We start from the raw sequence: 14043 nt of genomic DNA on the forward strand, positions 1-14043 counted from the left end.
AAGCGGGGCATGGGACACAAAGGCCCCCCCACCCCGCCATGGGACGGGGAGCCGGTTTACACGCGATGGATCAGGTCAATAGGCAGGGCCGCGGGACACGCTTTCGGCAGTTACCGTGTCCCGGAACTTCAGGTAGACCCAGAGCTGGTAGCCGATCACCACGGGCAGGAAGCAGAGCACCACGCCCAGCATGATCTTCAACGTCAGCGGACTGGAGGCGGCATTGAAGGCGGTCACCGAGGCTGCGGGGTCCAGGCTGGAAGGCAGCAGGTTGGGGAACAGCCCCGCCACACCGAAGAGCACCGCGCCCAGGATGAGGGCGGAAGATGCGAACCAGGCCTTCCACCAGGCGCCCTTGGCGGCGAACACCCTTAGCGAGAGCAGGCCCGCCACCGCCAGCAGCGGCAGGACCAGCAACAGGGGCTTGGCCAGCACGTTCTGCCAGAGCCGAGTGCTGAACCAGGTCATGGCGAGGAAGGCCACGGCCACCACTGCTTCCACCAGCCACAGCGACGTGGCGAAGCGCCCGGCGCGCGCCTGCAGCTCGCCCTCGGTGCGGGTGGTCAGCCACAGGGCGCCGTGCACGGCGAAGATCAGCACGAAGAGCACGCCGCCGAGCAGGCCGTAAGGGTTCAGCAGGGTGAACAGGTTGCCGTGGAAGATGCCCGCGGCATCCAGGGGCAGGCCCGCGAAGATGTTGGCGAAGGCCACGCCCAGCAGCAGCGCGGGCAGGAAGGAGCCCACCACCAGGCAGGTGTCCCAGGTGGCGCGCCAGGCCTGGCTGTCCTCCTTACCCCGGAACTCGAAGGCCACGCCCCGCAGGATCAGCGCGAAGAGCAGCAGCATCAGTGGCGTGTAGAGGCCGGAGAACATGATGGCGTAGGCCCGCGGGAAGGCCGCGAAGGTCACGCCGCCCGCCGTGATGAGCCACACCTCGTTGCCATCCCAGAAGGGGCCCATGGCGTTCACCAGGATCCGCTTCTCGGTTTCATTTTTCGCCAGGAAGGGGAAGAGGGTCCCCAGGCCCAGATCGAAGCCGTCGAGCATGAAGTAGACGGCCCAGGCCACTCCCCAGATCACGAACCAGATGGTCTCGAGCATGATCGCCTCCCTCACTTCACGACCGCGGGCGCGGCTTCAGGGCCCTTGCGGGCGAACTTGAACAGCAGGTAGAAGTCCACGGCGCCCAGCAGCGCGTAGACGAGGAAGAAGGCCACCAGCGACGTGCCCACCTGGGACAGGGCGATGGGCGAGACCGCATCCGAGGTCTTCATCAAGCCGTAGACAATCCACGGCTGGCGGCCCAGTTCCGCGAGGGTCCAGCCCAATTCATTGGCCAGGTAGGGCAGCGGAATCAGCCAGGGCAGCACGCGCAGGAAGCCCGTGCGCGATTCGATCTGCTCCCGCTTCAACCAGGCGTAAAGCCCCACGGCCAGGAAGAGGAAGGCCAGGCCCACCATGGCGCGGAAGCTGAGGAACACCGGCAGCACCGGCGGGCGCTCGGAAGCGGGGTAGTCCTTCAGCCCCTTCACCTCGCCGGCAGTGGAGTAGGTGGCCATCAGGCTGAGGCCGCTGGGCACGGACAGGCTCTGCACGGTGTTGCGCTCGTTCTTCGCGTCGGGCCAGGCGATGAGGTTCATGGGCACGTTCCGGCCCGTCTCCCAGTGGGCCTCCATGGCTGCCAGCTTGGTGGGCTGGGCCTTGCCCAGGATCTCGGCGTTCATGTGGCCCTGGGCGATCTCGAACAGGGCGAAGATCAGCGTCCAGGCGGCGGCGATGCGGAAAGACTTCTTGAAGAAGGCCGTCTCATGCTTGCGGAGCAGGTGCCAGGCCGAGGTGCCCAGGACGAAGAAGCCGGCCGTGAGGTAGGCGCCGCCCAGGGTGTGGATGAACTCGAGGATGGCGAAGCGCTGGGTGATGACCGCGAGGAAATCCGACAGCTCCGCGCGGCCGTTGCGCAGCGCGTAGCCCACGGGATGCTGCATCCAGGCGTTGGCCACCAGAATCCAGAAGGCCGAGATATTGGAGGCGATGGCCACCAGCCAGATCGTCACCGCATGCGACTTCTTCGACAGCTTGTCCCAGCCGAAGTACCACACCGCGATGAAGGTGGATTCCAGGAAGAAGGCAGCCGTAGCCTCGATGGCCAGCAGCGAACCGAAGATGTCACCCACATAGGCGGAGTAGCGCGACCAGTTCGTGCCGAACTGGAACTCCAGCGTGATGCCCGTGACGATGCCCACGGCGAAGTTGATGAGGAAGAGCTTGCCCCAGAATTTCGTCATGCGCTTGTAGTCCTCGTCGCCGGTGCGCACGTACTGCGTCTCCATGATGGCGACGAGCATCGAGAGCCCCAGCGTCAGGGGCACGAACAGGAAGTGGAAATAGGTGGCGACCGCGAATTGCAGGCGCGACAGGGCTAGGACATCCAAGGTGTCCTCCTTTCAGGGGGGTATGAGTGGGAGCGCTAGGAGACAGTACAGGCCGACGCGGCCTTCCGGACGGCGGCGTGGCGGGAGAGGTGGGCGGCGAGGTGCGCCTCGGAATCGCGGGCCAGGGCGTCGAAGCGCACCCCGGCCAGGTGGTCCTCCAGGGCCTTGGTGGCGGCGGCCCAGGCGGCCTGCACGGGGCAGCCGTTCGACAGGGGGCAGATGTGCTTGCCGTCGAGGCACTGGTTGAGGAAGATGCCGCCCTCCACCGCCTCGATGACGTCGAGCAGCGAGATCTCCGATGCCGGCCGTGCCAGGCTGATCCCGCCACCCGTGCCCCGCACCGTATGGAGGATGCCCGCCTTGACGAGGCTGCCCGCCAGCCGGCGCACGAAAGCCACCGGCAGCAGGCGGAGCTTGGAGATCTCGGCGATGGATACCCGGGCGTCCGCCTCAAGGGCGGCGAGGTGCAGCACGAGCCGCGCCGCGTAATCCGTCTGCCGGGAGATGCCGATCATGAAGACCTCGAATGTGACCGATTCGCTAACATTACCGATCTGGTAACGTTGGTCAACACCTTGAGGTCAACAATTTAAAGGACTAAATCATCTCTTTTTCTTTAAATTATTTTATTACACCAATTGATTTCATTAAATTTTTGCGGCGAATGAATGCTCCAACCGGGGAGGAGGCCGGCCTCAATCCAGCCGCTGGAACAACAGCGCGTCTTCGCCGTCGGAATAGTACCGGTGCCGCCGTCCGCACAATTCCCAATTACAGGCTTCGTAGAGGCGGAGGGCCGAAGCGTTGGTGGGCCGCACTTCCAGGAAGAGGTGGACGAGGCCTTCCGCCGCCAGATCGCACTGGCAGGCCTCCAGCAGGACGCGGCCCAGGCCCTGGCCCTGCGCCTCGGGGGCCACGGCGATGCGCAGCAGCTCCGCCTCCCCCGCGGCGGGCACCCGCGACCAGCGGGCGAAGGCCACCTCGGGGATCACCCACAGGGCCTCGTGGGGGGACAGGCCCGTCCAGGCATCGCCGAAGACCAGCCGGTCCAGGCGCACGACCCACTCCGGCAGCGGCTCGCCCTCCGCCAGCCGGTGAACCTCACCCTCCGGCCGCCAGCGGCCGGGCTTCCGCCGCGGCTTCATCGCGCCACGCCCCTCCGCAACGCCTCGGACAGATGGGCGGCGGCGTGGGGGAAGTTCACCTCGGCGTCGGTCTCCCGCAGGTAGAAGGGCGTCAGCGGGGACTCCGGGGCGCCTTGCGCCACGCGCCGGGCCAGGGCCACCAGGCCCGCCAAGGTGGCGGCGCCCTCGTCGGCCAGGGAGATTCGCCCCGTGGGCAGTACGGCCTCCGCCCGGGGCGCGAAAGCCTCCGGCGCCCACCAGGGCTCGTCGCCCAGACGCTCGGGCAGCGTGGTCAGGGGCTGCTTGGCGGCGGCTTCCGTGGGCCCGTCTTCTTCCCAGCGCTGCTGGAAGGCCTCGCTGCGCTGACCGTCCAGCAGAACCCAGCAGGGCCCGGCCACGCCCGCCTGGCGCAGCGCCTCGGCCCGCAGGGCGAAGGCCGAAAAGCCCCAGGTCGGCAGGCCCGTGACGCCAAAGCCCTCGGCCGTGGCCACGCCGATGCGCAGGCTGGTGAAGCCGCCGGGGCCCAGACAGGCCGCCACCCCCGACAGGTCCCGCGGGACGGCCCCGGCCTCGGCCATGAGCTCGTCCAGGGTGGGAATCAGCCGCTCACTGTGCCCCCGGCCCACGCCCGACAGCACCCGCCGGGCCCACACCCGCTCGCCCCGGATCAGGGCCAGGTGCAGGATTTCCGTGGTGGTGTCGAGGGCGAGGAGCATGGGATCAGTGTACAGGTGGGCCTGAGCCGAACGCGAAGCGGCGGCCAAATGGCCGCCGCTTCGCGTTTGTGCCTGACGTTAGACCGCCTTCAGGACCTTGCCGGCCTGGATGCAGGAGGTGCAGACGCGCAGCCGCTTGGGGGCGCCGCCCACCAGGGCGCGCACGCGCTGGATGTTCGGGTTCCACCGGCGCTTGGTGACGTTGTTCGAGTGGGAGACGTTGTTCCCGAACTGGGGCTTCTTACCGCAGATTTCGCATTGACGAGACATGGGAACCTCACGAACCAAAGATGAAAACAACCAAGAGAACCAGTGTAGCCGTGCGGGGAGGGAAAGCAAGGGGAAAGCCCTTGCGCTCCACCACTTCAGGTGGCCAGGATAGCCTCCATCCTACCGGACCCCTGCATGGACCTCGCCCTCTGGGCCCTCGCCTTCACCGTGTTGGACTGGCCGGAACGCCAGAAGGCCGCGGCCTGGGCGGCCCTCCAGGCCGAAGTCGAGCCCACCCTGACCGCGACGCAGGCCGACACCCTGGCCCACCTGGCGTCCGACCTGCCCCGCCGCCGCCAGGAGGCCCTGGACCGGGGGGCCCGCCTGCTGCTGCCGGGGGATCCGGGGGTGGACGCCCTGCTGGCGCCCCTGCCCTACCCCGTGGCCCTCTGGGTGCGGGGGACGCTGCCGCCCGAAGGCGGCCACCGCCTTGCCATCGTGGGCAGCCGGGTGGCCAGCCGGCGCGGGCTGGAGCGCACCCGGGCCTGGGCCAAGGCGCTCACGGAGGCTGGCGTGGCCGTGCTCTCGGGCCTGGCCCGGGGCATCGATGGCGCCGCCCATGTGGGAGCCCTGGAGGCCACCACCGGCCTGGCCGCGACCTGGGGGGTCATGGGTTCGGGGCTGGATCATCCCTATCCCCCGGAACACCGCGTCCTCATGGACCGCATGGTGGCGACCGGGGGCGGGGTCATCACCCCCTTTCCGCCCGAGGCGCCCCCCCGGAAATGGCACTTCCCCCGGCGCAACTGGCTGCTGGCGGCGTGGTCGGAGGGCGTCCTCGTCACCGAGGCCCGGCTGCGATCCGGTTCCCTGGTCACGGCCCGCCTCGCCCTCGACCTCGGCCGCGAGCTCTGGGTCTGCCCCGGGTCACCGGAAGATCCTTCCGCCGAGGGTCCAAACGCCTTGCTAAGGGAAGGCGCCGCACGCATTTGCCTATCACCTGCCGACCTGCTCGAAGACCTTGGCCCTACCCCGGTCACTTGACAAACCTCTGCCCTTAGGTTCCATCCTTAGGGGCCGTTCAGGGCAGCCAGCGTTTTTCTGGCGGCCCTGATTCGGCGCCTTCTGCCGCCACTCTGTTTGAGACGGAAACATGGTTTTGACGTGGCGGCTTAGCCCCCTAGGAGTTCCCCCGTGGCCAGGAAGCTGAAGCAAGACGATGCGAGTTCACCGAGCCCCGCCGAGCCCGTCGTGAAGGGCCAGAAGCTCGTGATCGTCGAAAGCCCTTCGAAGGCGAAGACCATCACCAAGTACCTGGGCAAGGGGTACAAGGTCATGGCCTCCGTGGGCCACATCCGGGATCTGCCCCGCAAGCTGGGGGTGGATATCGAGAACGGCTTCCAGGAAGAATACGAAATCAGCCCGGCCAAAGAGAAGGTGGTCAAGGAGTTACGGGCCGCCGCCAAGTCCGCCTCCGAGATCGTGCTCGCCACCGACCCTGACCGCGAAGGCGAGGCCATCAGCTGGCACCTGCTGGAGGCCATCAAGCCCCCCAAGACCCTGCCCGTGAGCCGGGTCCTGTTCAACGAGATCACCCCCACGGGCATCGCCAAGGCCATGGCGGCGCCCACGGTCATTAATAAGAAGCTGGTGGACGCCCAGCGGGCCCGCCGCGTGCTCGACCGCCTGGTGGGCTACAAGGTCAGCCAGGTGCTCTGGGACAAGGTGCGCCGGGGCCTGTCGGCCGGCCGCGTCCAGAGCGTGGCCGCGCGCATCATCGTGGACCGCGAACGCGAGATCCAGGCCTTCAACCCGGTCGAGTACTGGGTGCTGAAGGCCAAGTTCGCCGCCAAGCTGCCGCCCAGCTTCTGGATGAAGCTGGTCAAGGTGGGCGGCGAGGCCCTGCAGCTGGGCAACAAGGAAACCAAGCGCCGGGTGGCCGATGCCGCCCAGGCCAAAGACCTCAAGACGAAGCTGGAGAAGGCCGCCTACAAGGTCACCAGCCTGGAAACCAAGGAGAAGAAGCGCAACCCCGCCGCCCCCTTCACCACCGCCAAGCTGCAGCAGGAATCGGCCCAGAAGCTGAAGATGAGCGTCAGCCGCACCATGCAGAACGCCCAGCGGCTGTATGAAGGCGCGGACTTCGGCGAAGGCCCCGTGGGCCTCATCACCTACATGCGCACGGATTCGCCCCGCCTGGCCCCTGAGGCCGTGGAGGCCACCCGCGAGTTCATCGCCAAGCGGTACGGCAAGGAGTACCTGCCCCCCAAGGCCCGCATCTACCTGGGCAAGGCCGGGGCGCAGGACGCCCACGAAGCCATCCGCCCCACGGACATCACCCGCACCCCCGAGAGCCTGCGCGGGCACCTGGAGCCGGACCAGTTCCGCCTCTACGCCCTGATCTGGCGGCGGACCATGGCCTGCCAGATGGAGGCCGCCCGCTTCGACGAGACGGTGGTGCAGACGGAAGCCGAGCTGGGCAAGGACACGGCCCTGTTCGAGGCCAAGGGCGAGATCGAGCGCTTCCCCGGCTGGCTGGCGGTCTACCGCGCCGAGAAGGCCGAGACCGACGCCGAGTCCATCGCCGACGCCACCAAGGGCGACGAGGAGGACGAGGACGAGGCCCTGCTGCCGGCCCTCAAGCTGGGCGAGGCCCTGAAGCTGGAGCAGCTCGACGCGGACCAGCAGTTCACCAAGCCCCCCGCCCGCTTCAACGAAGCCACCCTGGTGAAGGAGCTGGAGGAGGACGGCATCGGCCGCCCCTCCACCTACGCCAGCATCATCAGCACCATCCAGGACCGCGACTACGTGAAGAAGCACGAGGGCCGCTTCCGGCCCACGGAGCTGGGCATGGTGGTCACGGACCTGCTCATCCAGGGCTTCCCCCGCCTGCTGGACAGCAAGTACACCTCGGGCATGGAGGGCAACCTCGATCTCATCGAGGACGGCAAGCTCACCTTCAAGAAGGCCATGACGGACTTCTACGGCCCCTTCGAGCAGGCCCTGGCCGCCGCCGGCACCGACATGCAGAACCTGAAGGCCGGCGTGCCCACGGGCGAGAAGTGCCCCAAGTGCGGTGACCGGAAGAAGCACCCGGGCGTGCTGCTCAAGCGCATCGGCCGCAACGGATTGTTCGTGGGCTGCACCAACTACAGCGCCGAGGCCGAGAAGGACAAGTGCGACTACACGGCGGACCTCGAGAAGATGGAGGAGCCCGAGGACGCGCCGGAGTGCCCGCTCTGCGGCACCACGCCCATGAACCTCCGCAAGGGCCAGTGGGGCCCCTTCTGGGCCTGCCCCAACTACCCCAAGTGCAAGGGCATCGTGAAGGCCGATCCCAAGGGCATCCCCGTGCCGCCGGACGAGCCCATCGGAGAGAAGTGCCCCAACTGCGGCAAGGACTTCGTGAAGCGTCACGGCCGCTACGGCGAGTTCATCTGCTGCATCGACTACCCGACCTGCAAGACGGTGAAGAAGGAGATCCTGGCCGTGCCCTGCCCCAAGTGCGGCGGCGGCCTCAGCCCCCGCAAGACGCGCTTCGGCAAGATCTTCTACGGCTGCGTGAACTACCCCAAGTGCGACTACACCGCCTGGGACAAGCCCGTCCCCGTCACCTGCCCCGCCTGCAAGAACCCCAGCATGGGCGAGAAGACCCGGAAGCCCAGGGGCAAGGACCCCATCCAGGTCCTCATCTGCCCCAAGTGCGGGCATGAAGAGCCGATGGGATGACCTGCTGATTCGTAATCAGCAGATCGCAGGTTCGAATCCTGTAGATGGCTCCATCAATACAACCATTAGGCCACCCTCACCCGGTGGCCTAATGGTTGATACCGCACCTTTAGCACATTCCAGGAAAATCGTCCCCGTTCGGGCAGAGCTTGGGCGGGCGTACCATCATCCAGGCGGATCCTGCAATTCATCTCAATCGACCAAACATGGTCCAAGGTTCCAGCCCAGGCTGAGGCACAGCACCTCCCAGCACGAGTCGATCCCTGCGCCTCCCGGGTGGGTGGTCTTTGATGGTGTGTGGGACGCGGGGCCGGTGGAAAGACTTCGGAAGGCGGCTGGGTCATTGGCGCCTGGTTTGGAGCGATAACGGCTGCCTCCCGCCGCAGCGCCTTCTAGAAGTCCTTCACGGCGGGGATGGCGCATGTGGAGGGCACTCTTGGCCACCACAAGTGGGGCGTCCTGCCTCACCGTTCTACACATGAAGGATTTTGGAGCTTGTAGTCTATTAAAAAATAGGCATCATTTTATAAACAAATCTTGATTAACCAATTGTCGACCGTACATTACTGCCTGGTCCTGAAAAATGGGGTTTCGCTCTGCATCAGCCGCAGGGGGAAATCATCCCGGTTTTTCGATGGAACAGAGGCACGCGCCTCACAACCCACCAGGGAGGATCCAATGAACAAATTCATGACAACGCTCATCCTGGGCCTCGCCACCCCGTGCATTATCTTTGGGCAAACGAGTGCCCTTCGGCCCAGCCCAGCGACCATTGGTCGAGCCACACATCACTTGAATACCCTTCGCAAAGCGTACCTGGATCTCAGGGTCAAACCCACGCCGCCCCTATGGACCCCCAGGGATTGTGAACCGGGCCCGGTCCAAACGGCCTTGGATGTCCCGGGCGGCTGGTGTGAAGGGGTCACCGTGGACCGCAACGGCAACGTCTACACCTCCGATCAGGTCACCTTCGACGTCTATCGCATCACACCGAGGGGTGAAACCAGCGTTTTCGCGCACCTGTACGATATGTACAATCCCGATGCGGCCTATGCGGGCGCCTTGGGCATGGAATTCGCCCAGACCGGTGACCTTTGGATCGCGATGTTGAACTTCATGGAACCCGCGAGGCATGGGCTCTACACGGTGAGACCCGATGGAAGTTCTGAACTGACCGTCCCGATGAACCCTGATGAAATCTACTGTCCTAATGGCCTTGCCTTCGATAACCGTGGTGATCTGTTCATCACAGAATCCATCAATGGAGGCATCTGGAAGGTCGCCAAAGGCCAACGCGAGGCCACCCTTTGGTTGGCTCACGATCAGTTAGTCCCGCCTCCGAATGGGGTATTCGGGGCGAATGGAATCGCATTCAAGAACGGCACGTTCTTTGTGGCCAATACCGATAAGGGAACCATCCTCAAGGTATCCATTAATCCAGATGGGACGCCGGGAGAACCCTCAGTGTTCGCTTCGGGTCTGAATGGTCCTGACGGCGTCGCCCTTGGTCCCGCTGGTGATATTTATGTGGCCTGCGCTTATGGAGGCCAGTTGATCCGGTTGGCAGAGGACGGAGCCATAGAGGTACTCATCGACAAGGACCTGGGATACCCGACCACACCGGCCATCGTGATGGGTCGAGGTGAGAGGCTCACTGCGTATCTCGCCAATTTCTTTTCATCGATGAATGGGGTGCCGAGCTTGGTCAAAATAGAACTATGCAACCCCCCACGCCAAGACCCAAATCACTAGGCACCTAGGTTGGGAATGGAAAAGATCCACCACGCCATTCTGGTTAGCCGAATATCGTTAGGTAGCTTTTCCATCCGTGTTCATCCGAGGCTGATTCAGACATTCGGATGGCTGCCCCCGTTCCTGGAATACTCCACCCATGCTCCAGGACACCTCATCCTTCCTCGCCTACTGGCGCAACGCCCGGTCCCGCACGGTGCGGGTGCTGGAAGCGCTGGGGCCCGAGGACCTGGAGTGGGCGCCGGTGCCCGGGGCCTTCACCTTCGGCGACCTGTTCCGCCACCTGGCGGGGCTGGAGCGCTTCATGTACGCGGAGAACGTGCAGGGCCGCCCAAGCGCGTACCCGGGCCACGGGGCTGACCTGGCCTCGGGCCTGGACGGCGTGCGCGCCTACGTGGACGCCTGTCACGCCGAAGCCATGGCCATCTTCGGCGCCCTCACCGACGCCGACCTGTTGGCCCCCTGCGTGAACCCGGCCGGGGCCCAGATGGCCTCCGCCTGACGTGCCCTCCCCCGGAGGGCACTCCCGCTCCTTCGTCGCGGAGTCGGAGCCTCCCTGGAAGTGGCTGCGGGCCATGGCCGAGCACGAGGCCCACCACCGCGGCCAGCTCTACCTCATGGCCAGCCTCCGCGGCCGCCCCGTCGCCCCCCTCTTCGGCCTCACCGAAGAGCAGCTCGCCACCGCATCCAAGACAAAAAGCTGAATCAGCCACCGATGAACACCGATGGACACCGATAAAAGACATTTCAGCCACTGATCCCGGTGATGACGGTGATTGCGCGCCGCGAGCCTCCCGCATGGGCCCGCCGAAGGCGGCTTCCGGCCTAGCCGGAAGGGAGCCGGGGGCGCCGTGGCCGCGCTCCCAGAAGGCACGGCGGTGGCGCCCCCGGCTCCGCCCAGGCTGCCTCGTCGCAGCAAATCACTGGAATCACTGAAATCGGTGGCGAAAAGCAGTTGGCAGGAGACGCCGCCCAGTCCTGTCAGCTGAAGGCTGGTGGCTCACCAAGCGATCGGCGGCCCCGCCCTGTTCCCCGGTCGACGACGAGCCCCAGGGATGAAGGATCAGATGAAGCGGAGGCCAACGGATTCGTTCCATGCTTTTCTCCGCTTCCCTCCGCTTATGGATGCTTTTCAGCCCCGGACGACACCGGAGAAAAAGAGTGCGGAGCCACCGATGCACACCGATAAAAGAATATTCAGCCGCTGATTCCAGTGATGACGGTGATTGCACGCCGCGGGTTTCCCGCCTGGGCCCGCCGAAGGCGGCTTCCGGCCGGGCCGGAAGGGAGCCGGGGGCGCCGTGGCCGCGCTCCCAGAAGGCACGGCGGTGGCGCCCCCGGCTCCGCCCAGGCTGCCTCGTCGCAGAGCATCACTGGACTCACTGAAATCGGTGGCTAAAAGCAGTTCTGCTTTATCGGTGTTCATCATGCCTTTTCGGTGTTCATCGGTGTTCCCGCTTTTAGTCTTTTCAGGGTCGAATGACCAATCCCGCGGCTACAGGATGGCCATGAGCAGGCGCTTGAGCTGGTCCAGGTGCAGGAGGTCGTGGCCGGCGAGCATGGGCAGGAGCTGGCCCAGGGATTCGGGGCCGCGCTCGCTGTGCTGGCCGGCGCGCGCAAGGTCCTGGGGCGTCAGGCTCTGCCAGAGGCGCAGGTTGTGGGGGCGCAGGGCGCGGAACTGCTCGACGAGTTCCCGGGGGTCGCGCTCGTTGTAGCGCTGCCCCACCACCCACTGATCCTGGTCCATGACCTGCATGACCGGGTTCTCCTCGCACAGGATGAGCCGGGTGCGGTAGCCGTAGACCCACTCGCAGTCGCAGAGGTGGCCGATGACTTCGCAGGGCGTCCACTTCCCCGCGATGGGCCGGGTCTGCAGGCGCTTCCCGGCGTGATCCCAGACGATGCCCGCCAGCATGTCCCCCGTCGTGCCGAGTACCTTGAGCGGATCCTGGTTTCCCAGGAATCCCAGCACCTTCTTCCGGTAGGCGGCGGTAGCTTCCTGCGGATTCTGGACGGTGGCCATGGTGTCCTCCTTGCAGGGGGGGACCGAGCCTACCCAGGAACGGCGGCCCACGGAAGGGGTGCCGCGATTTTCCCGGTCAACGGCGAGGTCCAGGGAGAAAAGGATCAGATGAAGCGGAGGACAACGGAGGAGCTGAGGAAAGCGGAGAAAAATGGATTCGTTCCATGCTTTTCTCCGCTCTCCTCTGCCACTCCGCTTCCCTCCGCTTATGGATGCTTTTCAGCCCCGGGACGACACCGGAGAAAAAGAGTGCGGAGCCACCGATGAACACCGATAAAAGAAAATTCAGCCGCTGATTCCAGTGATGACGGTGATTGCGCGCCGCGGGTTTCCCGCCTGGGCCCGCCGGAGGCGGCTTCCGGCCAGGCCGGAAGGGAGCCGGGGGCGCCGTGGCCCTGCTCCCAAAAGGCACGGCGGCGGCGCCCCCGGCTCCGCCCAGGCTGCCTCGTCGCGGGGGAATCACTGAAATCACCGAAATCGGTGGCAAAAAGGCAATTCTGCTTTATCGGTGTTCATCAACTTTTATCGGTGTTCATCGGTGTTCCAGCTTTGGCCTTTTGCCTCCCGCTGATGGCACCTCCAGCCTCCCGGACCCATCCTTGGGTCGCTCTCGGTCCGAGGAGGCTGCCATGCCCATGACCAAGCTCAAGGAATTCCTCACCAAGAATGGGGTGGTCCACCAGGTCATTCCCCATCCTCTGGCCTTCACAGCCACCTCGGTGGCGGGGGCCGCGCACATCAAAGGCAAGGAGATGGCCAAAACGGTGGTGGTGAACCTGGACGGCCAGCTCGCCATGGCCGTGGTGCCTGCCGACCGGAAGGTGGACCTGGAGCGTCTGCGCCAGGCCACCGGGGCCATGTCCGCGGAGCTGGCCGACGAACGCGAGTTCATCGGCGACTTCCCGGAGTGCGAGCCCGGCGCCATGCCGCCCTTCGGGAACCTGTACGGCATGCCGGTCTACGTGGAGCCGCACCTGGCGGCCGACCCGGAGATCGCCTTCAACGCCGGCTCCCACACCGAGTTGATCCGCATGTCCTACAAGGACTTCGAGCGCCTGGCCCACCCCAAGCTCGTGGACATGTAGCGCGGCGGCCCATTCCGGTACCAGGCAGGGCGGGGAAGCGTCTCCTGAGACCAATGAACAAGATGAATGTGCCGGTGATAAACAGTGTTGAACGGTGATTGCGCGCCGCGAGTTCCCCGCATGGGCCCGCCAGAGGCGGCTTCCGGCTGGGCCGGAAGGGAACCGGGGGCGCCGTTGCCGCGCTCCCAAAAGGCACGGCGGCGGCGCCCCCGGCTCCGCCCATGCTGCCTCGTCGCAGCGAATCACTGGAATCACTGAAATCGGTGGCAAACAGCAGTTGAGATCGACGAAACCCACGCCACGCCAGTTCAGGAATCCGCATCCACCCAGGGCCATCCCCTGGGTTGCATCGCAGGCGGGTTAACATCCCTTGATGTGGCCTGTGCTGTTGCTCTTCCTGCTTCCCGTCGGGGGCGGCATCCCCGCTGGGGTGCTGCTCGCCCGGGCCAAGGGTCTGGCCTGGCCCCTGACTGCCGGGCTGTACTTCGCGTCCGATGTGGTGCTGGCCCTCGCCTTTGAACCGATCCTCCGGCTGCTCGTGCTCCTGGCGGGGAAAGTCCCCGTGCTGGCGCGGTTTGGCGCGGCGCTGAAGGAGGCCATGGCCCGCAGCACGGCCCATCTGGGCGGCACCGGCGCGGGCCCCTTCGCCCTCGTCATGATCGCCTTCGGTGTGGACCCCATGACCGGGCGCGCCTCGGCCCTGGCGGCGGGGCATGGCTTCGTGATGGGCTGGGTGTTCGCGATCACGGGCGACATGCTCTACTACGCGGTCATCGCCATCACGACCCTGCGCCTGAACGCCTACATCCGCGACCCGAACACCACCATGTGGATCGTCCTCGGCGCCATGTTCATCGTGCCCATGGTGGTCCGTTATTTACGGTCCGTCATCCGGCCCCGGCCCTAGAACGGGCCCGCGCGGCCGGCGGCTTGCCGGTCGGGCCTTCCTGGAAAATTCTGTGGCTCCGGTGT

The 14043-nt window shown here is 65.8% G+C and carries 14 protein-coding genes; 7 read left to right on the forward strand and 7 right to left on the reverse strand.

The genetic code is table 11. The features are described from left to right. Positions 1 to 75 precede the first annotated feature (75 nt). The 6 genes from cydB to rpmB all read right to left on the reverse strand — a co-directional run bounded on the left by cydB (position 76) and on the right by rpmB (position 4542). Entirely contained in the window at positions 76 to 1101 is a 1026-nt protein-coding gene (cydB, locus tag NOV74_RS06420) for a cytochrome d ubiquinol oxidase subunit II (RefSeq protein WP_257310280.1), read from the reverse strand. Between the two features lie 11 nt (positions 1102 to 1112). Then, positions 1113 to 2432 (reverse strand): cytochrome ubiquinol oxidase subunit I, encoded by a 1320-nt coding sequence (locus NOV74_RS06425; RefSeq protein WP_257310281.1) that lies wholly within the window; start codon positions 2430 to 2432, stop codon positions 1113 to 1115. Between the two features lie 35 nt (positions 2433 to 2467). Continuing rightward, positions 2468 to 2947: an RrF2 family transcriptional regulator gene (locus NOV74_RS06430; protein WP_257310283.1), complete on the reverse strand. Its 480-nt coding sequence runs from the start codon at positions 2945 to 2947 to the stop codon at positions 2468 to 2470. Positions 2948 to 3127: 180 nt separating this feature from the next. Next, positions 3128 to 3577 carry a GNAT family N-acetyltransferase gene (locus tag NOV74_RS06435; RefSeq protein ID WP_257310284.1) on the reverse strand — a complete coding sequence of 150 codons (450 nt, stop codon included), beginning with the start codon at positions 3575 to 3577 and terminating at the stop codon, positions 3128 to 3130. Next, positions 3574 to 4272, reverse strand: a complete 699-nt coding sequence (gene tsaB, locus NOV74_RS06440; RefSeq protein WP_257310286.1) for a tRNA (adenosine(37)-N6)-threonylcarbamoyltransferase complex dimerization subunit type 1 TsaB — start codon at positions 4270 to 4272, stop codon at positions 3574 to 3576. The genes NOV74_RS06435 and tsaB overlap by 4 nt, the downstream gene beginning before the upstream one ends. Positions 4273 to 4350: 78 nt before the next feature. Further along, positions 4351 to 4542, reverse strand: a complete 192-nt coding sequence (gene rpmB, locus NOV74_RS06445; protein WP_257310287.1) for a 50S ribosomal protein L28 — start codon at positions 4540 to 4542, stop codon at positions 4351 to 4353. A 135-nt stretch (positions 4543 to 4677) separates the two neighbouring features. Here rpmB and NOV74_RS06450 point away from each other — a divergent pair, with 135 nt between their 5' ends. The 5 genes from NOV74_RS06450 to NOV74_RS06470 all read left to right on the forward strand — a co-directional run bounded on the left by NOV74_RS06450 (position 4678) and on the right by NOV74_RS06470 (position 10667). Beyond that, positions 4678 to 5526: a DNA-processing protein DprA gene (locus NOV74_RS06450; RefSeq protein WP_257310289.1), complete on the forward strand. Its 849-nt coding sequence runs from the start codon at positions 4678 to 4680 to the stop codon at positions 5524 to 5526. Between the two features lie 150 nt (positions 5527 to 5676). Next, a complete protein-coding gene (gene topA / locus NOV74_RS06455) occupies positions 5677 to 8211 on the forward strand; it encodes a type I DNA topoisomerase (protein WP_257310292.1) in 2535 nt (844 codons plus the stop codon). A 927-nt stretch (positions 8212 to 9138) separates the two neighbouring features. Further along, complete coding sequence (locus tag NOV74_RS06460) at positions 9139 to 9963, forward strand: SMP-30/gluconolactonase/LRE family protein (protein WP_257310294.1); 825 nt, start codon at positions 9139 to 9141, stop codon at positions 9961 to 9963. A 139-nt stretch (positions 9964 to 10102) separates the two neighbouring features. After that, entirely contained in the window at positions 10103 to 10465 is a 363-nt protein-coding gene (locus tag NOV74_RS06465; protein WP_257310296.1) for a DinB family protein, read from the forward strand. Between the two features lies 1 nt (position 10466). Further along, the gene (locus tag NOV74_RS06470) at positions 10467 to 10667 is read left to right on the forward strand and encodes a DinB family protein (protein WP_257310298.1); all 201 of its coding nucleotides are present in this window, start codon (positions 10467 to 10469) and stop codon (positions 10665 to 10667) included. 791 nt (positions 10668 to 11458) lie between these two features. Here the strand turns inward: NOV74_RS06470 and NOV74_RS06475 are convergent. After that, positions 11459 to 11986, reverse strand: a complete 528-nt coding sequence (locus NOV74_RS06475; protein WP_257310299.1) for a DinB family protein — start codon at positions 11984 to 11986, stop codon at positions 11459 to 11461. A 629-nt stretch (positions 11987 to 12615) separates the two neighbouring features. Between NOV74_RS06475 and NOV74_RS06480 the strand changes: the two genes are divergently transcribed. Then, positions 12616 to 13071, forward strand: a complete 456-nt coding sequence (locus NOV74_RS06480) for an aminoacyl-tRNA deacylase (protein WP_257310300.1) — start codon at positions 12616 to 12618, stop codon at positions 13069 to 13071. 373 nt (positions 13072 to 13444) lie between these two features. Continuing rightward, a complete protein-coding gene (locus tag NOV74_RS06485) occupies positions 13445 to 13978 on the forward strand; it encodes a hypothetical protein (RefSeq protein ID WP_257310302.1) in 534 nt (177 codons plus the stop codon). Positions 13979 to 14043 lie beyond the last annotated feature (65 nt).

Origin of the sequence: Geothrix fuzhouensis (assembly GCF_024609325.1) — a bacterium.
Classification (GTDB): Bacteria; Acidobacteriota; Holophagae; order Holophagales; family Holophagaceae; genus Geothrix; species Geothrix fuzhouensis.